Origin of the sequence: Brucella sp. (assembly GCF_032066345.1) — a bacterium.
Lineage (GTDB): Bacteria > Pseudomonadota > Alphaproteobacteria > Rhizobiales > Rhizobiaceae > Brucella > Brucella pseudogrignonensis.
In genome coordinates, this window is sequence record NZ_DAMBKZ010000025.1 from 26,464 (window position 1) to 46,176 (window position 19,713).

Sequence of the window (19,713 nt, forward strand, 5' to 3'; positions counted from 1 at the left end):
CCATTAATCGTAGTGTTGAACTATGGAATTTTCAGCTCTTGCCGGCTGAGTTCGATTATTCTTTCGCTTTCATCTTCAATGCCGTGCTGTTCCCACTGGCATAGCCAGCCGCCTTCCGGCTTCCGGTCGATGTTGAAGATGTTGTAGCGTGCAGGCGGCTTATGCCCGCCGAAATTCTGGCTGGCAGATGGCACGCAGATAACCGGCACTTTTCCGTTCAGCCCGTCAATATCGTAGCGCGTTGCCAGATGCGTGTGGCCATGAATGACCAGCTCGGCACCATGCTTGCGAATAACTTTCTGAAATCTGCGAATACCGTAAAGCCGCTTATGCGTGGGCGTTGCGCCGTGGATCGGCGGATGGTGGATCATCACCACACGGAAAAGTCCGCGTGCACCCGCTTCATCTAGTGCTAAGGCCAAACGTTTGGCCTGTGCGGATTTAAAGTCACCACTGGCCATGAAGGGAGCCGTCGCGCGTGCAGACGAGACGCCGATTATCGCTACCGGCCCGCGTTCGCGCATATAAGGAAACTGAGGCCGCTTGCCTTCATTGTTGACGCCATCGCCACGCATCCATGGCTCCCATTTGCGGCAGGATTTATCCAGCGCACCGGGAACATAAGCATCATGATTGCCGGGGACGACAGATACGTTATCCGGATTGCCAAGCTTCAACAGCCAGTCATGGGCGATGTCGATTTCCAGATTGAGGGCAAGGTTCACCAGATCGCCCGTGACTGAGATATGATCAGGCTTTTGTGCCAGCATATCGGCAATCAGACTGTCCAGCACTGTGCCGTGCATGGCGTTTTTACGATTACGCAGCCAGTTGATGTAACCTGTGATACGTTTCGACGCCAATTCGCGATAGCGAATGCGGGGCAGAGGTGACAGGTGGATGTCGGAAATATGGGCGAGGCGAAACATATAGTCGGTGTACTGTATTATTTTTTAAATCGAAACCGTGTTTAGCGACTTTTTATTGATGTGCCTGTAGCAATGATGCTGCAAAGAAATTTGTTCAGGATCGACGGTATGCGCTTCCGCCATTTTTTATTTCATACCTATTTTCTATTACGACGCCCGATGACCCTCGGGGTAAGGGCAATTGTACTTGATGAGCAGAAAAATTCAGTTTTTCTGGTGAAGCATACTTACGTACCCGGCTGGCAATTGCCGGGCGGTGGCGTGGATAGTGGCGAGACATTCGGACAGGCTCTTGAAAAGGAATTGCGTGAGGAAGGTAATATTTTCCTCACCGGAAGGCCCGAGCTTTTCGCGCTTTACAAAAATGCTCATGCCTCAAAGCGGGATCATGTGGCGCTTTATGTCTGTCGGGCGTTTGAGCAGACAGAGCCGAAACAGCGAGACAGGGAAATAGCGGAAGCTGGTTTCTTCCCGCTCGATAACCTGCCTGACGGGACGACGCCTTCAACCAAGCGCCGCCTGCAGGAAGCGCTTCACGATCTTGATCCGCTACCAAACTGGTAAAAGGAAGGGCGCTTTCGCGCCCTTATATTCAGATATTAGAAGCGGTAGGTGATACCCGTACCGATCAGCCAAGGGTTAAGCTTGGCCTTACCGCTAACCTGTGTGCCACCAGCCAGAGTCGCGTCAAACTTGGGTTCGAGGAACAGCTTCTTCACATCGAAGTTGATACCCCAATGTTCATCGATCATGTAGTCGAAGCCGACCTGAAGCGCGCCGCCAAACGTGTTCTTGACCTTGAGATAGTCAACGCCGGCTGCATCCTGATTGTAGAAGATGGTGTAGTTCACGCCCGCACCGACATAAGGCTTGAAAGCACCGAAGTTGGTGAAGTGGTACTGCATGGTGAGCGTTGGAGGCAGCATCCATACCTTGCCGACTTTGCCCAGACCTTCAATCGAACCAGTGCCATTGATATTGGCATAAGTGGTGCCGAGGATGAGTTCAGCGGCCAGATTGTCAGTGAAGTAGTAGGTGATGTCGAGTTCTGGCGTGATCGACTTCGAGTAATCAAGACCAGAGCCATCGACGCCGTTCACATAACCTTTATTCTCGGCAATAACGCCAAGCGCACGCACGCGGATCTGCCATGGCGACAAGGTCTGTGGCACGGCAACGATCTCGGTTGCTGGCTGCGCAACAATCGCATCAGCAGCAAAAGCTGCAGGTGCTGCGAATGTCAGTGCGGTTGCGGCGAGAAGCCCTTTGGCAAAGCGGTTCATCAGTCTCTCCTAAAAGTCTTGGTCTAACAGTCCTGATCCCGGTAGTCTGGGGTAGTGATGCGCGCACTCTGGACCGCACAGCAAAGCGCCCCATTGATCAGGATCAAAGAGGCGCTCAAGATTTTAGAAAGTAAGGATGTTCTGATGGGACTGTTGTAGGAAAAGCTCAGTTGCTGAGACGGTCCCGGTCATGTGGTGCTGAGAAGTCGATTTCCGGTCCAAGCGGAACAATGCCTGTTGGGTTGATCGTCTTGTGGCTGCAATAATAATGGCCCTTGATGTGTTCCATATTGACGGTCGAAGCCACGCCCGGCACCTGATAAAGCTCTTTCGTGTAATTCCACAGGTTCGGATAATCGGCGATGCGCCGCAGGTTGCATTTAAAATGCCCAACATAGACCGGATCAAAACGCAACAGCGTGGTGAACAGCCGCCAATCGGCTTCTGTCAGGCTGGAGCCTGCCAGATAGCGGTTCTTTGAAAGTTTTTCCTCCAGCGTATCGAGCGCTGCGAAGACCTGTCCGAAGGCTTCCTCATAGGCTTCCTGTGAGGTCGCAAAGCCAGCCCGGTAAACACCATTATTGATGTTTGGATAGACAAACTCATTGAGTGCGTCGATCTCGCCGCGCAGGGCTTCCGGATAAAGATCAAGCGACGCATCGCCGAACGCATCGAAAGCCGAATTGAGCATTCTGATAATCTCAGATGACTCATTTGAAACAATCGTCTCGCGCTGCTTGTCCCAAAGAACCGGTACGGTTACGCGACCGGAATAGGTTGGATCGGCGCGGGTATAAATCTCATGCAGGCGTTTAGAGCCGTAGAGAGCGTCACCCGTACTGCCGGTTGTGCCGTAGAAGGTCCAGCCTTCTTCGACCATGAGATAATCGACAACCGAGATGTAAATCACATCTTCAAGCTTCTTCAATGCACGGAATATCAGCGTGCGGTGTGCCCATGGGCAGGCGTAGGAGACATAGAGGTGATAGCGGCCGGGCTCGGCCTTGAAGCCGCCTTCGCCAGTCGGGCCTGCGCTTCCATCTGCTGTGACCCAGTTTCTGAACTGCGATTTTGAACGCTCGAAACGGCCTTTGGTGGCTTTCGTGTCATACCAGACATCCTGCCATTTGCCGTCAACCAGAAGTCCCATGTGATTTCTCCTTTTGATAAGGAAAATAGCCGCAAAACTGCCGTTTGACAGCCTATCAACGCGTGAACAGTGCGTAACGGTGCCAAAAAGCTAAATTTGAACCGCCGTTTTGAAAGATTTTGTTTTACCTGTGATCATTTTGGTGATACGCAGCTTCCAAATTGCGGTTGGATAATTCCGACCAATCAGGAGAGCCGTGTAATGGAAATGCTTTTCATCCTCCGACGATGAAATCTGGACTGCGTAAAATGCGCGGTATGCATTCCATTGACCATCGAACGGTCACCGACATCTCCTATTGCGATCAAAGCCCCATGCAGCAGCTTGAACTGACATACGCGCAGGAAAACCCGGCGCACGACATCGAAATCGAAGCCATCAATGCCGAGGCTTTCGGTCCTGCCCGTTTTACCAAAGCAGCGCATTTCATTCGTGAAGGTGGCCCTCACGATCTGAACCTGTCCTTCGTCGCACTGATGGGTGGCATCGTTGTCGGATCAGTCCGGCAGACGCCTGTTATGGTTGGCAAGAAACCGGCTTTGCTGCTCGGACCGCTCGCTGTAAGGCCGGAATGGAAGAAGCGCGGCATCGGTGGCACCTTGATGCGGATGTCGATCGAGGCGGCTCAGAATGCCGGTCACAAGCTAATCGTTCTGGTGGGTGACGAGCCTTATTATGCGCCTTTTGGCTTCAAGATGGTCCAGCCGGGTTCGATGATCATGCCAGCGCCAGTTGATCCGCGCAGGATGCTCGCCTGTGAGCTTGCGCCCAATGCGCTGAACGGCGCAACCGGCATAGTGCGTCACGCAAGCAGAGTTTAAAAGTTAAAAAGAGGGGAAGCGAGGGGCGGTTTACCGCCCTTCGCGATACCACATGCCGCCGAAGACAAAGAGCAGGGCGGCCAGTGCAAACAATCCTGAAAACAGTGGCAGACGATTGACGCTTTTCAGCTGTGTATCCGTCGTTTCACGCAGGCCGATCCAGTCATTGCCTGCGGCTGTACGATTGGCTGCAACGGCGGTGATTGCTGGCACCTGAACCGAACTATCGGCACTTTCATGAACGCGGTGAACTGAGCCACCCGTTGCATCGGCCAGTGGCTTCAGGCGATCAGCTGTCGAAATGCTGTCTGCAAATTCCGGCGCATCGACAGGGCCGACATGCGCAAGTGTTTCCAGATCGCCATTCTTCACACGGAAAATGCCAATTTCATCGGTTTGCAGCGAACCCTCGAACAGGCCAGGTTTTCCCTGTGCAAGATTAACCTGCAATTGCTTGCCGGATGGTGATGTGACGGTGGCAATGCCCGGATTATCGCCCATCGTCTGACGCCGGATTGAGAGGGTGCGGCCGTTGCCGCTTGCGGTCAGTGCTTCTTCTTCCAGTTCCGGTTCCTGCATTAGCCAATGTGCGATGCGGCGATAAAGCGAGGCGTATGGGCCTCCACCTTCAAAACCACGCGCCCAAAGCCAGCCCTGATCAGAAAGGAACATGCCAACGCGACCTTTGCCAACGCGATTGAGTACCAGTAGCGGCTTGTTGTCGGCACCGCTCATCACGGTTTCGCCTTGCGGCTGACCGATATCGATGGTGCGGAACCAGCGGCTCCAATGCGGCGGCTCCTGTTCGGCTCCATCAAGACCGCGCGTGACTGGATGGCGTTTGCCAAGGTCGGTCAGTCGCGGATAGAAAGCCTTCTCGGTGATCGTGCCGGTCGGCATGGCTGGTAGCGCGCTATAAAGCGGCGTGCGGGCAATCGACATATCGCCTGCATATTCCGGACCAGCTGCAATCAGCAATGCGCCGCCATTCTCCACATATTGAGCGATATAATCGTAATAGAGCAGTGGCAGCACATCGCGGTGCTGGTAGCGATCAAGAATGATGAGATCGAACTCGTTGACCTTGTCGACAAAGAGTTCGCGCGTCGGAAAGGCAATCAGTGACAGCTCGTTGATCGGCGTTCCGTCCTGTTTTTCAGGCGGACGCAGAATCGTGAAATGGACGAGATCCACAGCGGCGTCGGATTTCAGAAGATTGCGCCAAGTGCGTTCGCCATTATGCGGCTCGCCGGAAACCAGAAGCACGCGCAGGTTTTCGCGAATGCCGTCAATGGTTGCGACTGCGCGGTTATTGGCGTCCGTCACTTCGCCCGGAAGTGTAGGCGTTGTTATCTCGACGATATTCACGCCAGCGCGGGGCAGGTTGATGCTGGTCGTTGTTTCCTGTCCAACCTGCGCTTCTTCTTCGCTGACGACTTCGCCATTAACACTGATCTGAACCTGTGCGGGATTTCCGAGGCTTTTGCCTTCGTCCATCACCGTAAAGGACATTTCCAGCGGCTTACCGCTGATGCCATAGCGCGGCGCCTTGTTGAATTTGATCCGACGGTCGAATTCGTCGGGCTTTCCGGTGATAAGACCATGGACCGGTGCATCGAAGCCAAGTGCATTTTCATTGGCCGGAATATCATGGATCTGACCATCGGTGATCATGATCGCGCCAGCTACACGCGACGGCGGTACGTCGAGAAGTGTGCGTGCAAGCGGACCAAACAGGCGCGTTGCATAACCGTCTTCATTGTCATCAGGCTTGCCAGCTTCAACTACGCGCGTTTCAAACTGCGGCATTGCTGACAACTGATCCTGAACGGCTTTCAGTGCGGCATCCGTATCGCTGCTGCGTTCGCCCAGCTCCTGGCTCTGGCTGCGATCAACCACGACAGCCACGACACTCTTTAACGGTTCACGCTCTTCATTGATGATGACCGGATTGAACAGGGCCAGTGCGAGAGCGGCTGCGGCAGCCAGACGAATAAGACCGCCACGCATACGAAGCGCAATAGTTGCCAAAATGAGAAGCGCCAATGGCACGAGAATACCAATGAGCCAAGGCAGAGAGAGGAACGGTTCGAATTCAACATTCATGCCGATCTCCTTTCCGCATATGTTTTACCGGAAAGCCGGTTTTCACTTTTCCGAAACATGCCTTAATTCCCCAGCCTTTCAAGCAGGGCCGGGACGTGGACCTGATCGGATTTGTAATTGCCGGTGAGCATATACATCACAATATTGACACCGCCACGGATGGCATAGATGCGCTGCATTGGATCGTTCGGAACGGTTGGCAACAGAGGATTGCCCTGTTCATCGACTGCCCATGCGCCCGCAAAGTCATTTGCGGTGATCATGATTGGTGTCACACCATCGCCGGTGCGAACGGGGCGATCCTGTGTGGCATTGTTGGGTGTGGTGGCTTCGACCCAGAGCGGGCTTCCCTCATAACGACCTGGAAAATCTGGCATGATGAAGAAGGACTTGGTCAGGACATGGTCGTCCGGAACGGGTTCCAGAGGTGGCACGTTCATGTTGTCGAGGATCGCCCGTAGCCGCTGATTTGCAGGTGACGCAGATGCATCAAGGCTTGCGCCTGCCTGAAGCTGGTCGCGGGTATCGAAAAGCACTGTTCCGCCCTGCTGCATATAGGCATCGACCTTGGCGATGGCCTCAGCGCTTGGCATGGCCGCATTTGGATCAATCGGCCAGTAAATCAACGGATAGAAAGCCAGTTCATCCTTGGCAGGATCAACGCCAATCGGATCGCCCGGCTCAAGCGCAGTCTTGTCGTTGAGAGCGAAGGTAAGGCCACGCAGACCTGCCTTGCTGATATCGTCGGTCTCGGCATTGCCGGTGATGATATAGGCAAGGTGGGTTTGCGAAACCGAGTTGATGATCGCTTCATCGCCGGGTTTGCTGTCGTCGTGGGTTTGTTGTCGCTCTTGGGCTCGTGCATGATTGACAGTTGAGGGGGCAAAACTGAATGCCAGTCCACCTGCCAATAGCAGGGCGATGCTTGCAGCCTTGGCCCGTGTCTTCATGCGACGACGGAAGGCGCCGCGCAGCCAGAGCATCAACAATGTATCGAGTGCCAAAAGCATAGCTGCGAAGCCAAGAAATGGTCCTGCGAGCGAGATCGATTCATCCGACGTGTAGGATGCTTCGGTGACGCCTGTGGAAAATGTTGGCTGCTCGATTGGGTGCAATTTGATATTGCTGCCATCAAAAATATTGAGTGCTTTCAAGCCATCCTCATTGCCGTAGAAACCGGGCGGCGTGTTGATGCTGACACTGGCCTGCTTGTTTTTCTCAACGATCAAAGGCTTGGCCTCCGATGTCGGCGGCACAAGGGCTCCAGAAGCAGAAAGAAGCTGGAACGGCGGCAGCGAAACTGCGTCCTGATTGTCCTGTCCGCCTGCGCGGTTGGACAATGAGACGATGCGGCGAAGCATGTCGACAAATGAGCCGGAAATAGGCAGCGTCGACCATGTTGCGTCAGGCGAAATATGGAACAACACGATATTTCCGCGTCCGCGTTTTTCGCCTGTTACGAGTGGAGTTCCGTCCTGAAGCACGGCATAGGTCTTGTCATTCAGATCAAAAGACGGTTCAGCCAGCACCTGTCGCGAGACATTCACATCGTCGGGAATAGTCAGACCAGCAAATGGGCCTTGCTGCGGAAAGGTACGGAGTTTCTGCGGTTCCGACCATGACAGCGTACCACCCAAAGCACGTTCGCCTTTGCGCAGTTTAACCGGAAGCAGCGGATCGTTGTCATTTGCACCGGCAAGGCGTGGACCCGCAAAACGCACAAGTGTGCCGCCATCTTCCACCCATTTTGAAAGCTGTTCGATGACCGGCTGCGGCATCGTACCGATGTCGGCCATGATGAGCAGGGAAGGCTTGCCATCGAGCAATTCCGGTACGGATTGCAGAAGGTCGGCAGAGCGCGGCTCAACCAGATTTGCGTAAGGGGAAAGGGCGCGCGAAATATAATGCAGCGGTGACAGCAGTGGCTGGGCGAGATCGCCATCACCACTTGCAAGAAGCCCAATGGTACGGCGCTCTGAACCGGCATCGATCAGATGGGTTGCGCCTGCCTGTTCAACGCCATCAACGCGGATCAGGCGGAAATCATTGCGCAATTCCACCGGCAGATTGAAACGCGCTGTACCCTCGACGCTGCCGAGCGCAAAGGTAAGTGGTGCTTCGGCAATGCGGCGTCCCTTGTCGTCATAAGCTGCGGCAGTCAACGAACGCGGTGCCTGCACCCCTTCCGGACGGATTGCAATCGCATCCAGACTGTCGGCTTTGTTGTCGATGCCGGTGAGGGCAAAGGTGCGACCGAGGCTCGCCCTATACCAGAGGATCGAACCCAGATGGCCGGTCTTGTCGAGCGCGCTGAAGCTTTCGGCGTCGTTCTCGCTGGCAAGGCCGTCATTCAGGAAAGCGAGGCGAATTTTTATGCCTTCAGGCAGGGCTGAAAAGAGGCGTTCAGTTGCGGCTTTGCGGTCTACAGGAAATGGGCGTGCCTGCAACGCCTGCAAACGTTCGGTTGCTCCAGTACGATCATAAGGTCCGATTGCAGCATTGGCAGGTTCTGCGGTGCCGATAATATAAATCTGCGTGTTGGTTTCATCTGCATCGGAAATGAGTTTTTCCGCAGCAGCCACACGTTGCGACCAGTCTTCAGCCGAGGCCCAACCGTTATCGATCATGATTGCAAGTGGCTCATCGCCTGCAATCGCGGTGGCACGCGGGTTCCAGACAGGAGAGGCCAGAGCCAGAATAACCAGTGCTGCGATCAGCAGGCGTAGCAGCGTCATCCACCAGGGGCTTTTTGACGGCACTTCCTCGCGTTTGAAAACTTGCGCCAGAATACGCAAAGGCGGGAAGCTTTCTTCCTGCGGGCGCGGTGGCGTCATACGCAGCAGCCACCAGATAACCGGCAAGGCGAGAAGGCCTGCGAGGATCAGCGGTGATCCAAAGGCGAGAGGCAGAAAATTCATGCGCGTGCTCCACTAAGAGAGGACGCGCTTAAAGAACTATGCAATCGTGATAGCGCTTCGGTCGCTGGTCGATCTGTACGATGCACCGTATAGCTCCAGCCAAGTCGTTTGCAGAAATCAGATAATGTTTCCCGGCGCGCGATATATAAGCGTCGGTAGTCCTCTGCATAGGTTTCGGCGCGACCGGCAACAATGGTGCTGCCCGTCTCAGGGTCGCGAAACTCTGTACGTCCCGCATAGGGGAATGTTTCTTCTGCAGGGTCTGCCACTTCGACAAGATGCGCGCGGACGCCGCGACGTGCAAGCTGATCGAGTAAATCGGTCAGTTCATCGAACGGATGCAGAAAGTCTGAAACAAGTACCACTTCGGAAAACCGGCGGATCTGGTTGATGTCCGGCAAAGCGCTTTCGGATGCTTCATGCATCATTGAACCCATCAGGGCTCCTGCAAGGCGTTCGGCACCATTGCGGGCGGAGAAAGGTGGCAGCAGGGCCGGAAAGGCGATGCGTTCGCCTGATCTTGAGAGAAGCTCGGCCATAGCCAGCGTCAGGACCAACGCGCGTGCTTCCTTGGAGATCGGCGTCAGATTGGAGCGATAGAGCATGGATGGCGAGAAATCGCACCACAGCCAGACCGTATGGGCTGATTCCCATTCCCGGTCGCGAACATAGGTATGGTCGTCGCGGGCCGAACGTCGCCAGTCGATGCGTGCAAGTGCATCGCCTTCAACATAAGGGCGGAACTGCCAGAAGTTTTCTCCGGGGCCGCGTTTGCGCCGTCCGTGCCAGCCATTCATGACGGTGTTGACGACGCGCCGGGCCTCGACCAGCAGATCGGGAATGCTTGCAGCTCGCGCCCGAGCACGAGCGAGCGTATCCTTGCGGTCTGTAGCTGAAACCTGTGCGCCAACCGCCATCAGGCTGCTGCCTTCACCAGATTGGCAATGACATCACGGACATGCATACCATCGGCGCGCGCTGCGAAATTGAGCGCCATGCGGTGTTGAAGAACAGGCTCGGCCAGCGCTTTGACATCGTCAACAGATGGAGCAAGGCGGCCTTCGTAAAGTGCGCGCGCACGGGCGCAGAGCATCAGCGCCTGACTGGCACGCGGGCCCGGGCCCCAGGCAATATGCTTTTTCGCATGTTCATTATCAGCGTCAGGTCGCGCCGAACGAACCAGCTTGAGAATTGCATCCACCACACTTTCAGAAACAGGCATACGGCGCACCAGCGCCTGCATCTGACGCAGACGCTCGGCATCGAGAATTTCATAGGCCTTTGCTTCCGCAACGCCGGTGGTTTCCAGAAGAATACGACGTTCGGCGTCGAGTTCCGGATAGAGAATATCGATCTGCATGAGGAAGCGGTCGAGCTGGGCTTCTGGCAGCGGATAGGTGCCTTCCTGTTCCAGCGGGTTTTGTGTTGCAAGCACATGAAAGGGCGCAGGCAGATCATAACGCTGACCGGCGACCGTGACGTGGTATTCCTGCATGGCCTGCAAAAGGGCTGATTGCGTGCGCGGCGAAGCACGGTTGATTTCGTCGGCCATCAGAAGCTGTGCGAAGATCGGACCTTTGAGGTAACGGAAAGAACGGCGACCATCGGCATCCTGCTCCATCACTTCCGAACCGATGATGTCGGATGGCATCAGGTCGGGCGTGAACTGGATGCGCTGGCCCGAAAGGCCAAGCACCGTTCCCAGTGTTTCGACCAGCTTGGTTTTTGCAAGGCCGGGTAAGCCGACAAGCAGAGCATGACCGCCAGCCAGAACCGCTACGAGCGTGCGCTCAATAACGCTTTCCTGTCCGAAGATAACGGTGCCGATGCTTTCCTTGATCCGCGCAATATCTGCAAGTGCACGTTCAGCTTCGGCGACGATCTGATCGGGGTTGACGGCTTCGGGCGTAACAACAACACTCATAAGAACCTCGCAAAAATATCCGCACCTGCATGTGATCGGTTAAATCACTATATATACTGACAAGCCGTGAAACGGTGACTATTTCATGACTTTAGAGCATTTCCTGTTTTGATTGAGTCATTGGAAATGCTCTATCAATTTGTTTTTACGCGCATCTTGCTCCGAAAACCGCTTCGCACTTTTCGGGATGCGCTCTACGAGTTAAATTCACATTCAGACAGGGATAACCGAGTCGGATGACAAAAAGCACCCCTGAAGGCAATGAAACGCCGCAAAGCGCAAAGCCGGGCACTGAAGGAATGGGCGGACTGGAGGCCCTGATTGCACGCGCTCATGCGGACGCGCAAAGCGGACCGGCTACGAAAGAACGTGGAATTCCGCCGGTAGAGCGCTGGAATCCGGAATTTTGTGGCGCGCTTGATATCGACATCAAGGCCGATGGAACATGGTTTTACATGGGCACGCCTATCGGGCGTAAACAGCTGGTGCGCTTGTTTTCAACCGTGTTGCGCAAGGATGAAGACGGTAAAACCTATCTCGTAACGCCGGTGGAGAAGATTGAAATCAGTGTCGAAGACGCGCATTTCATAGCCGTTGAAATGCAGGTTTCAGGTGAAGGTGACGATCAGAAATTGACCTTCCGCACCAATGTTGGCGATGTGGTTGACGCCGACGCCGAGCATCCATTGCGCTTTGTCGTTGAGGATGAAAGCGGTGGGTTGAAGCCCTATATCAACGTGCGTGGACGGCTTGAGGCGCTGGTTGGGCGTTCAGTTATGTATGATCTTGTGGCATTGGGCGAAGAAATCGAAGTGAATGGCGTTGTGATGTTTGCAATACGCTCTGGCGGCACAGTTTTCCCTATCATGCCAGCGGAAGCTCTTGAGGCTTCGCTGAAATGATGGACCGTGCATTGCATCTAAACACCCGATTTTCGGCCGGTGATTTTGCTGAGCGTGTTCGCCACTGGCAGCCTGATCAAGATGATCTGACCGGCGATCATTCGCTTAATCCGGATTTCACACAAGCCATGGTGACGGCGAAGATGCGCGATGCCGCCGTGCTCGTGCCGGTGGTTGATCGCGGTTCGGAAGCAACCCTTTTGCTGACGCGTCGCACGGACACTTTGCGTAAACATTCGGGTCAGATCGCTTTCCCGGGCGGTGCAATCGACCCGGAGGATGGGACGGCGGAAAATGCCGCTTTGCGCGAAGCCAATGAAGAGATTGGCCTTGTGTCGGAACGCGCCGAAATTCTCGGCAGTCTGCCGCGTTATCTCACCGGTAGCGGCTTTTCGATTACGCCGGTTCTGGCGGTCGTCAACACACCTTTCGATGTGCATCCGAACCCTGATGAGGTTGCGGATATTTTTGAAGTGCCGTTGTCCTTTCTGATGAACCCGGACAATCACCGGCGCGAAAGCAGGCTGTTCAATGGCACGGAACGCTTTTATTACGCGATGCCTTATCACGAGCGATTCATCTGGGGCGTGACCGCAGGCATTATTCGCGGACTTTATGAAAGGCTCTACCGTTGAGCGATACAGTGAATATTTCAGATCGGGCCAACTGGCTTCGCTCCAAGCCGTTACAGGCGCTGTTTGCGGCACTCAACCGCGATGGTGGCGAGGTACGTGTGGTGGGCGGTGCAGTTCGCAATACCCTGCTTGGCACGAAAGTCAGCGATGTCGATCTGGCGACCACGCATTTGCCGGAAGAAACGGTTCGGCTTGCCAAGGAAGCTGGCTTCAAGCCGGTGCCGACCGGGATTGAGCATGGCACGATTACCGTTGTGGTGCAGGGGCAGCCTTTTGAAGTCACGACCTTGCGCAAGGATATTGAGACCAACGGTCGCCACGCCAAGGTTGCTTTTGGCACCGACTGGAAGACGGATGCCGAGCGGCGTGATTTCACCATCAATGCGCTTTATGCGACTGCTGATGGCGATGTGATCGATTATGTCGGCGGTCTCGCCGATATTGAAACTAAGACGCTGCGTTTTATTGGCGATGCTGAAGAACGTATCCGCGAGGATTATTTGCGCATTCTGCGCTTTTTCCGCTTCTTTGCCTGGTATGGTTCGGGTCGGCCCGAGGCCAACGGATTGCGGGCGAGCGCTCGTTTGAAAGACGGGTTGAACCAGCTTTCAGCCGAGCGCGTCTGGTCGGAGCTCAAGAAGCTGCTATCTGCGCCTGATCCTTCTCGTGCGATGCTGTGGATGCGGCAATCGGGTGTGCTGAATATCATTCTGCCTGAAAGCGAGAAATGGGGCATTGATGCCATTCACGGCCTCGTTCGTGCAGAAACTGATCTCGACTGGCAGGTGGATGCGCTTTTACGTCTTGAGAGCATTGTGCCACCCGATGCTGCCCGTATGACAGAACTTGGCAAGCGGCTGAAAATGTCGAATGCCGAGCGCGCTCGTCTTGAAGCATGGGCGCGGGCCGATGCCATCAAGTCGGAAACGTCTGAACAGGCATTGAAGAAGCTCATCTATCGCGGCAGTTCGCAGGCAGTCGCGGACCGTATTCGTCTTGCCTATGCGTCTGCTCGACAGGAAGCGGCTGCCAGTGATGAAGCGATGATCCGCGCTGGCGGATATTCACGTCTTCTGGATGCGGTTGAGAAATATGAACCGCTGGTCTTTCCAGTGACTGGCGGAGACCTTCTGTCGCTTGGTGTCGAGAAGGGGCCGGGGCTTGGTGAAGCACTGCGTGATCTCGAAACTCTATGGATTGACTCCGGTTTTAGTCTTGACCGCGAAGCGCTTCTGGACAAACTTGATCGCAATAAAATGAACGGCTGATAGCTTGCAAAATTCAGCCATAGTTTCATTAACTTATGATCGAATGTTTTTAGTTTTGTTTTGAAAGCGTCTTGGCATGTCCAATCCTGATACATCAACTTCGCAGAATGCCAGCTCAGATCCCAAGCAGAATTTTGGCACCAGCGGTATCGCGCCGATGGAGCGTCCAGGTGCTGTAACGCGCTTCTTCATGGGGATTGTTGCCTGGGCAGAGAGCCTTAATCTGAAATATGCGAAGCTCGGCAATCCGCCTGTTTATGACAATGCCACGTTCCCATGGGCAGCAGAGGTTGAGAAGGCCTATCCGGCTATTCGCAAGGAACTTGAAAAGGTTCTGCTGCGTCAGAGCGAGCTTCCTTCGTTTCAGGATATTTCGTCCGACGTGAAGACGATATCGACAGATAATCATTGGAAGACATTCTTCCTGCTGGGCTTTGGTGTGAAGTCGGAGCAGAACATTAAAGCCTGTCCCAACACATGGAATGCGGTGCAGCATATTCCGGGGCTGACGACCGCCATGTTCTCGATCTTCGAGCCGGGCAAGCATCTGCCACCGCATCGCGGCCCTTATAATGGCGTGCTGCGTCTGCATATGGGCATGATCGTGCCGGAACCTGCCGATAAGCTTGCGATCCGCGTGGATAAGCAGGTTTGCCACTGGCAGGAAGGCAAGGTTCTGATTTTCGACGATGCTTATGAGCATGAAGCATGGAACCACACCGAGCATACGCGCGTAGTGCTGTTCGTTGATTTTGTGAAGCCACTGAAATTCCCTGCCCGTTTTGTGAACTGGGCACTGATGAATCTCGCGATCTTCACGCCCTTCATCAAGGAAGGGCTGGATAACCACAATGAGTGGGAAAAGAAGTTCTATGCGCAAGCTGAACAGCTTCGCAACCAGCCAAAAGCCTGAGGATTTGACTTCAAGCCTCGCCGCTTTTAAATAATCTTCTGGAGGGCTTTTCAGCCCTCCAGTTGTTTGTGCCCCAAATGAGTGGGCCGCATACTTTTCGAGTGTGCTCCAGAAGGAATTGTTGATGCCGGAGATTGTAGGAAGCCTCTGATCGTTCCGAACGATTGCTGCGCCTTAAGTAGAGCGCAGATGTTCAGGGACGGAAATGGCATTGGCCGTGGACAGGTATTGGCTGTCCGCGTGCGCTGATGCTTGTCATGGTTTCCATCCAGGCATAACAACAATGAATATCTCACGTATTGAACAGCGCGTGCTTCACGTGCTGGCGCAGGGCGGCTACATTCGCCATCTGCGCGAAGACGGACGCATCTGCGAAATCGAATGCTATACGCGTGAAGGCTATCTGCTTTCCGATTGCACGATGGTTGTTTTCCAGCAATTGCGACGAAAACGGCTGATCGAATCGCGTGCAGGAAGTGCGTATCTCATCTCGCTCAAAGGACGCATCAACGTCCGGGCGCAAGCCAACAATCGATGAGGAGTGCATGATGCATATCCGCAAGGAACAACTGAAGGATATTTCCTCAATCCGGCATTTGACGAATGAGGCCTTTCGTACGGTGCCCTATAGCAACCAGAAAGAGGCGGCAATTGTCGACGCTCTTCGTTCGGCATCGGCCTTGACCTTATCACTGGTTGCCGAAGAGAGAGAGGCTCTTGTCGGGCATGTGGCATTCTCGCCGGTTCTCATCAATGGTGTTGATTGTGGTTGGTACGGGCTTGGCCCCGTCTCAGTGCGGCCGGACAGGCAGGGTGAGGGCATTGGCAATGCGCTCATCCGGCAAGGTCTAACGTGCTTGCATGAAGTGGGCGCCAAAGGTTGCGTGCTGCTCGGTGACCCGGGCTATTATCAACGGTTTGGTTTTAAAGCCGATGAAAGGCTAACACTTGACGGTGTTCCGGCTGAGTATTTCCAATGCCTTGTGATTGAGGGTGAAATGCCGAAAGGCAAAGTGACCTATCACTCAGCATTTGATGCATAAAGAAAGGGCGGGAAATTCCCGCCCTTTTGTTTGGTTCATACTATCTGTTACGGCCACTTCACTACGGGTGGCATCGACGACAGAATGGAATTCACATTGCCGCCGGTCTTGAGACCAAAGATCGTACCGCGATCATAAAGCAGGTTGAATTCGACATAGCGTCCGCGACGGATCAGCTGTTCCTCGCGCTGTTCTGGTGTCCATTCCTTGTTGAAGTTCTGGCGCACGAGATGCGGGTAGACCACCGAGAAACCACGACCGACATCGCGGGTAAAAGCGAAATCCTTATCCCAGCCGCCCTGTTCTTCGGTTGAATGCAGCCAGTCATAGAAGATGCCACCGATGCCGCGGGCTTCATTGCGGTGTGGCAGGTAGAAATATTCGTCGCACCATTCTTTCAGACGCTGATAATCGACAATGTCCTTATGCTTTTCACAGATGAAGCGGAACGCCTTGTGGAAGGCGAGGGTGTCCGGATCTTCCTGTGTGCGGCGGTCATCGAGAACGGGCGTAAGGTCAGCGCCACCACCGAACCATTGGCGTGTGGTCACGACCATGCGGGTGTTCATGTGGACGGCTGGCACATTCGGGTTCTGCGGATGCGCGATCAGTGAAATGCCGCTTGCCCAATAGCGTGGGTCTTCCTCGGCGCCCGGTATCTGCTTGCGGAACTCAGGAGAAAATTCGCCATAGACGGTCGAGACATGCACGCCGACTTTTTCAAAGACACGGCCATGCATGATGGACATGACACCGCCACCACCGTTGCCTTCATCCTTCTGCCATGGGGTGCGAACAAAGCGTCCTGGCTCCTGATCGGAAAGCTGGCCCTGCAAATCGTCTTCGAGCTGTTCAAAGCTCGAGCAGATACGGTCGCGCAGTTCTTCAAACCAGTTCTGGGCGGCTTGCTTTTTCTCTTCGATATCTTGCGGGATGATTGCCGGAATTTCGTCGCGCTGCATTTTGGATATCCTCTCACGCAATGTACCGAGCGACCGAAAGGCCGCAAAAATTCAAACGTCTATCTTCTTGACTTAGCAAAGTCCTGCAGTCTGGCAAAGCGCGAAGAGTGCGCGGCTTGCGGGTGCGAATTCCTCTCCCCAAGAAAAGACTCGTCATGAAGTCGTTGCTTCCCTATCTTAAGCTTCCAAGGGATTGGAAGTTTCGAGTTTTCCCTTGTTTCGGGAGGCAATTGCATGACCGCATCTTCGCCCCGCCCACCACTTGAAGGCTTGCGCAAGCAGCTAGAAAAAGGTCGTGCCAAGAAGAGCCGTATGCCACGCGACGGGTTTGTCCGCGAGACATTCACCCTACCGCGACAGGCCGCACGCGATAAAGCGCGGGAATGGTTTGAGGCTTTCCCCAAGGCTGCCTATTGGACTGAAATCGAAAGCTGGTGTGAACGGCCTGATGATGTCATCGAGTTTACGATGCGTCGTCTGCCGACATCGGATTAGAGATCTGAGTCAACGAGACGCTTTAAGCCATTGAAACCAGATTCAAATCAGGCATTTGTGAAAACGCCCTCCGGTTTTGCCGAAGGGCGTTTTCATTTCTGAGTCGTTATAGCGTTACAGCGTTATTTCGCTTCCGTCTGAGGGGCCTGCTCCCACGACTTCCAATCCTTGATGATGCTGTCAGCATATGCCTTGCCAACGCGATAGGCATTGGTCGTTGCCAGAGGGAAACCGCCCGACTTCGCAGCAAGGGATTCTGCCGCCGTCTGGTCTTTGCCCTGACGGTCGAAGTTGGAAGACGTACGCAGCAGCGCAATACGGTCATAATCGAGCTTGCCTGCATCGGCTGCGCGCTTGAGCGAGGTCAGCGTTGCATTGTCTTCCATCTGTGACGTGCAGTAGTTCGCTTTGCCATCGGTCAGGAGCTTTGCCCACTGTTCCATGGCTTCGCCGAGCTTGGTGCCGTGCCAGTATGTGTCGCCCGATGCGGTATCGCAGATTGTGACCTGAGGCGCGCTGGTGGCTGCTTCTTCCGTGTAATGCTTGCGATATTCCTTGGCATCGTCGCTGTCGAGAAGTTCAACGCCCTTGGTTGTTTTAAGAGCGTAATCGGCAAGCTTGCCATTGAGTTCGAACACTTCCGTACCAGCAGCCCATTTTGGCTTTTCACCCGGCTTTTCAGCGCCGAGGCCGAAGAAGTCGGTCGCCCAGCCTTCAGGTGCTTCGCGGATATCAATGCGATGGTTGAGGTTGGCGTCGATTGCGTATTTTGCCCAATGCGCAGAACCGAGTGTGCCATGCTTTGGATCAACGCCTGCGATACCGGCGATGAGGAAATAGGTGTGGCTCAGATCAAGCTTGTCGCTCAGCGCCATTGCCGAGACCGCACTGGCTGCATTGGCAAAACCCATGGCCGTGGTCATGTGGCAGAGGCCTTCAGCCGTACAATCGATTTCAGGATATTCAGGGCTCAAGCCCGCAAGCTTCAGCTTCTGCGTGAACTTTTCACCTTCCAGCCAAGGCTTTGCTTCCTCACCGAACATGGTGATGACCATGACCTTTGGCGAAATGGTTTCAGCAGTCTGTGCAAATGCAGGAGCGGCAACTGCGGTTGCCAGAAGCGAGGCCGTAAGAACAGAAGTGCGGAACGATGGCTTCATCGGAGAAGAACCTTTTCTGACTGAATATTAAATCTGCTTCGGGAACTGATTCCGTTTGTCCGTCTATGCGGTTGAAACGGAATCGCTTTTTAAATTTTGCTGGCGCAGAGCTTCGCCTGCCGTGATCGCAACAGAAACCGCAAGATTGAGGGATCTGGCACCCGGCACCATGGGGATAATCAGTCGCGCATCCGCGATGTCCTGAATGCTGTCAGGGACACCTGCGGACTCCCGCCCGAACAACAGGATGTCATTTTCCTGAAACGCGTATTTCGTATAGGGGATTGCGGCCTTGGTCGACAGCAACACGAGGCGCTTGCCTGCCTGGCTGCGCCAATCGTTGAAATGCTCCCAGTCCGCATGGCGGGTGAGGGCGGCCTGTTCGAGATAATCCATGCCTGCGCGTTTCAATGATCTGTCGGAAACGTCGAAGCCTGCAGGCTCGATCAGGTCCACCGCGAAGCCGAGGCAGGCGGCCATGCGCAGAATGGTTCCCGTGTTGCCGGGAATGTCGGGCTGGTAAAGGGCGATACGCAGATCCATATAAGGCGGGTAGCTCACAAATCCGATGGCTGCAAGTGTTCAGATTGGGTGTGTCGCACACGTCAACACATCAATTCGCGGGATGGTGCCTGCAAGAATAAAATCATTCTCGCATCACGAAAATATTCCCTTTTTGTTCCTGTTCCGACTTGGAAATTTTGCAAGGTGCCCGTAAAAGGATCGCCATGTTCAAATGGTTTGAAAAACGACTCGAAGCTTATCCCGAAGAACCGCCGCGCGAGCCTCCGCGCGGGCTGGTAGCCTTTTGCCTTTATTACACCCGTGGCGCATGGCCATGGATTATCGGCATGGCAATTTTCACGACACTGATCGCTATTATCGAAGTGTCGCTTTTTGCCTTCATGGGCAATATCGTCGACTGGCTTTCGCACCAGTCGCGTGAGACATTCCTGAGCAATGAAGGCTGGCGACTTGCGCTGATCGCGGGCGTCGTTCTGGTCGGTTTGCCGGGCGTGGTTCTCATCCACTCGCTGCTTATTCACCAGACGTTGCTCGGCAACTATCCGATGCGTGTGCGTTGGCTGATGCATCGCTATCTGATCCGTCAGTCCATGTCGTTCTTTCAGGACGAGTTTGCCGGACGTATCTCAACCAAGCTGATGCAGACTGCTCTCGCCGTGCGTGAAACGGTGATGAAGCT

General features: G+C 54.4%; 19 protein-coding genes and 1 pseudogene. 10 read left to right on the forward strand and 10 right to left on the reverse strand.

Annotation, left to right across the window (positions count from 1 at the left end):
- Positions 1-20: 20 nt before the first annotated feature.
- Positions 21-929: a metallophosphoesterase gene (locus tag RT142_RS21445; protein ID WP_313031354.1), complete on the reverse strand. Its 909-nt coding sequence runs from the start codon at positions 927-929 to the stop codon at positions 21-23.
- Between the two features lie 108 nt (positions 930-1,037).
- Between RT142_RS21445 and RT142_RS21450 the strand changes: the two genes are divergently transcribed.
- Positions 1,038-1,493: an NUDIX domain-containing protein gene (locus tag RT142_RS21450; protein ID WP_079212149.1), complete on the forward strand. Its 456-nt coding sequence runs from the start codon at positions 1,038-1,040 to the stop codon at positions 1,491-1,493.
- A 35-nt stretch (positions 1,494-1,528) separates the two neighbouring features.
- Here RT142_RS21450 and RT142_RS21455 read toward each other — a convergent pair whose 3' ends face one another.
- A complete protein-coding gene (locus RT142_RS21455; protein WP_112805586.1) occupies positions 1,529-2,212 on the reverse strand; it encodes an OmpW/AlkL family protein in 684 nt (227 codons plus the stop codon).
- A 166-nt stretch (positions 2,213-2,378) separates the two neighbouring features.
- Positions 2,379-3,362, reverse strand: a complete 984-nt coding sequence (locus RT142_RS21460) for a glutathione S-transferase family protein (RefSeq protein WP_313031357.1) — start codon at positions 3,360-3,362, stop codon at positions 2,379-2,381.
- Positions 3,363-3,676: 314 nt separating this feature from the next.
- On the opposite strand from RT142_RS21460, the gene RT142_RS21465 reads away from it, so the two are divergent.
- Entirely contained in the window at positions 3,677-4,183 is a 507-nt protein-coding gene (locus RT142_RS21465; RefSeq protein WP_285534717.1) for a GNAT family N-acetyltransferase, read from the forward strand.
- 30 nt (positions 4,184-4,213) lie between these two features.
- Here RT142_RS21465 and RT142_RS21470 read toward each other — a convergent pair whose 3' ends face one another.
- From RT142_RS21470 to RT142_RS21485, 4 genes are all read right to left on the reverse strand, one after another.
- A complete protein-coding gene (locus RT142_RS21470; protein ID WP_313031360.1) occupies positions 4,214-6,289 on the reverse strand; it encodes a hypothetical protein in 2,076 nt (691 codons plus the stop codon).
- 62 nt (positions 6,290-6,351) lie between these two features.
- A complete protein-coding gene (locus tag RT142_RS21475; protein WP_313031362.1) occupies positions 6,352-9,207 on the reverse strand; it encodes a DUF4159 domain-containing protein in 2,856 nt (951 codons plus the stop codon).
- Positions 9,204-10,124, reverse strand: a complete 921-nt coding sequence (locus tag RT142_RS21480; protein WP_313031365.1) for a DUF58 domain-containing protein — start codon at positions 10,122-10,124, stop codon at positions 9,204-9,206. The genes RT142_RS21475 and RT142_RS21480 overlap by 4 nt, the downstream gene beginning before the upstream one ends.
- Complete coding sequence (locus RT142_RS21485; protein ID WP_313031368.1) at positions 10,124-11,131, reverse strand: MoxR family ATPase; 1,008 nt, start codon at positions 11,129-11,131, stop codon at positions 10,124-10,126. The genes RT142_RS21480 and RT142_RS21485 overlap by 1 nt, the downstream gene beginning before the upstream one ends.
- A gap of 236 nt (positions 11,132-11,367) precedes the next feature.
- On the opposite strand from RT142_RS21485, the gene RT142_RS21490 reads away from it, so the two are divergent.
- The 6 genes from RT142_RS21490 to RT142_RS21515 all read left to right on the forward strand — a co-directional run bounded on the left by RT142_RS21490 (position 11,368) and on the right by RT142_RS21515 (position 15,892).
- Complete coding sequence (locus tag RT142_RS21490; protein ID WP_007876046.1) at positions 11,368-12,033, forward strand: DUF1285 domain-containing protein; 666 nt, start codon at positions 11,368-11,370, stop codon at positions 12,031-12,033.
- The gene (locus RT142_RS21495) at positions 12,033-12,668 is read left to right on the forward strand and encodes a CoA pyrophosphatase (protein WP_039860001.1); all 636 of its coding nucleotides are present in this window, start codon (positions 12,033-12,035) and stop codon (positions 12,666-12,668) included. The genes RT142_RS21490 and RT142_RS21495 overlap by 1 nt, the downstream gene beginning before the upstream one ends.
- Positions 12,665-13,936 (forward strand): CCA tRNA nucleotidyltransferase, encoded by a 1,272-nt coding sequence (locus RT142_RS21500; RefSeq protein WP_313031372.1) that lies wholly within the window; start codon positions 12,665-12,667, stop codon positions 13,934-13,936. Before RT142_RS21495 ends, RT142_RS21500 begins: the two co-directional genes overlap by 4 nt.
- Before the next feature lie 76 nt (positions 13,937-14,012).
- Positions 14,013-14,849, forward strand: coding sequence for an aspartyl/asparaginyl beta-hydroxylase domain-containing protein (locus RT142_RS21505; protein ID WP_079212142.1), 837 nt, complete (start codon positions 14,013-14,015; stop codon positions 14,847-14,849).
- Between the two features lie 283 nt (positions 14,850-15,132).
- The gene (locus RT142_RS21510; RefSeq protein WP_313031374.1) at positions 15,133-15,387 is read left to right on the forward strand and encodes a YjhX family toxin; all 255 of its coding nucleotides are present in this window, start codon (positions 15,133-15,135) and stop codon (positions 15,385-15,387) included.
- Positions 15,388-15,397: 10 nt separating this feature from the next.
- On the forward strand, positions 15,398-15,892 hold the full coding sequence (locus tag RT142_RS21515; RefSeq protein WP_313031403.1) for an N-acetyltransferase: 495 nt from the start codon (positions 15,398-15,400) through the stop codon (positions 15,890-15,892).
- Positions 15,893-15,939: 47 nt separating this feature from the next.
- Here the strand turns inward: RT142_RS21515 and hemF are convergent, their stop codons facing one another.
- Positions 15,940-16,854, reverse strand: a complete 915-nt coding sequence (hemF, locus tag RT142_RS21520) for an oxygen-dependent coproporphyrinogen oxidase (RefSeq protein ID WP_313031377.1) — start codon at positions 16,852-16,854, stop codon at positions 15,940-15,942.
- Positions 16,855-17,088: 234 nt separating this feature from the next.
- Between hemF and RT142_RS21525 the strand changes: the two genes are divergently transcribed.
- A complete protein-coding gene (locus RT142_RS21525) occupies positions 17,089-17,349 on the forward strand; it encodes a hypothetical protein (protein WP_007876038.1) in 261 nt (86 codons plus the stop codon).
- Positions 17,350-17,471: 122 nt separating this feature from the next.
- On the opposite strand, the gene RT142_RS21530 is transcribed toward RT142_RS21525, so the two are convergent.
- Together RT142_RS21530 and RT142_RS21535 are read right to left on the reverse strand one after the other, a co-directional pair.
- Complete coding sequence (locus RT142_RS21530) at positions 17,472-18,509, reverse strand: purine-nucleoside phosphorylase (RefSeq protein WP_113160071.1); 1,038 nt, start codon at positions 18,507-18,509, stop codon at positions 17,472-17,474.
- 63 nt (positions 18,510-18,572) lie between these two features.
- Positions 18,573-19,052: a tRNA (cytidine(34)-2'-O)-methyltransferase gene (locus tag RT142_RS21535; RefSeq protein WP_113160070.1), complete on the reverse strand. Its 480-nt coding sequence runs from the start codon at positions 19,050-19,052 to the stop codon at positions 18,573-18,575.
- 185 nt (positions 19,053-19,237) lie between these two features.
- Here RT142_RS21535 and RT142_RS21540 point away from each other — a divergent pair.
- Positions 19,238-19,713: pseudogene (locus tag RT142_RS21540) on the forward strand (ABC transporter ATP-binding protein); the annotation flags it as partial.

Excerpts from the sequence above, each read along its gene's own strand:
- RT142_RS21445 (WP_313031354.1), bottom strand. The coding sequence starts at position 929 with ATGTTTCGCCTCGCCCATATTTCCGACATCCACCTGTCACCTCTGCCC.
- RT142_RS21450 (WP_079212149.1), top strand. The coding sequence starts at position 1,038 with ATGCGCTTCCGCCATTTTTTATTTCATACCTATTTTCTATTACGACGC.
- RT142_RS21455 (WP_112805586.1), bottom strand. The coding sequence starts at position 2,212 with ATGAACCGCTTTGCCAAAGGGCTTCTCGCCGCAACCGCACTGACATTC.
- RT142_RS21460 (WP_313031357.1), bottom strand. The coding sequence starts at position 3,362 with ATGGGACTTCTGGTTGACGGCAAATGGCAGGATGTCTGGTATGACACG.
- RT142_RS21465 (WP_285534717.1), top strand. The coding sequence starts at position 3,677 with ATGCAGCAGCTTGAACTGACATACGCGCAGGAAAACCCGGCGCACGAC.
- RT142_RS21470 (WP_313031360.1), bottom strand. The coding sequence starts at position 6,289 with ATGAATGTTGAATTCGAACCGTTCCTCTCTCTGCCTTGGCTCATTGGT.
- RT142_RS21475 (WP_313031362.1), bottom strand. The coding sequence starts at position 9,207 with ATGAATTTTCTGCCTCTCGCCTTTGGATCACCGCTGATCCTCGCAGGC.
- RT142_RS21480 (WP_313031365.1), bottom strand. The coding sequence starts at position 10,124 with ATGGCGGTTGGCGCACAGGTTTCAGCTACAGACCGCAAGGATACGCTC.
- RT142_RS21485 (WP_313031368.1), bottom strand. The coding sequence starts at position 11,131 with ATGAGTGTTGTTGTTACGCCCGAAGCCGTCAACCCCGATCAGATCGTC.
- RT142_RS21490 (WP_007876046.1), top strand. The coding sequence starts at position 11,368 with ATGACAAAAAGCACCCCTGAAGGCAATGAAACGCCGCAAAGCGCAAAG.
- RT142_RS21495 (WP_039860001.1), top strand. The coding sequence starts at position 12,033 with ATGGACCGTGCATTGCATCTAAACACCCGATTTTCGGCCGGTGATTTT.
- RT142_RS21505 (WP_079212142.1), top strand. The coding sequence starts at position 14,013 with ATGTCCAATCCTGATACATCAACTTCGCAGAATGCCAGCTCAGATCCC.
- RT142_RS21510 (WP_313031374.1), top strand. The coding sequence starts at position 15,133 with ATGAATATCTCACGTATTGAACAGCGCGTGCTTCACGTGCTGGCGCAG.
- RT142_RS21515 (WP_313031403.1), top strand. The coding sequence starts at position 15,398 with ATGCATATCCGCAAGGAACAACTGAAGGATATTTCCTCAATCCGGCAT.
- hemF (WP_313031377.1), bottom strand. The coding sequence starts at position 16,854 with ATGCAGCGCGACGAAATTCCGGCAATCATCCCGCAAGATATCGAAGAG.
- RT142_RS21525 (WP_007876038.1), top strand. The coding sequence starts at position 17,089 with ATGACCGCATCTTCGCCCCGCCCACCACTTGAAGGCTTGCGCAAGCAG.
- RT142_RS21530 (WP_113160071.1), bottom strand. The coding sequence starts at position 18,509 with ATGAAGCCATCGTTCCGCACTTCTGTTCTTACGGCCTCGCTTCTGGCA.
- RT142_RS21535 (WP_113160070.1), bottom strand. The coding sequence starts at position 19,052 with ATGGATCTGCGTATCGCCCTTTACCAGCCCGACATTCCCGGCAACACG.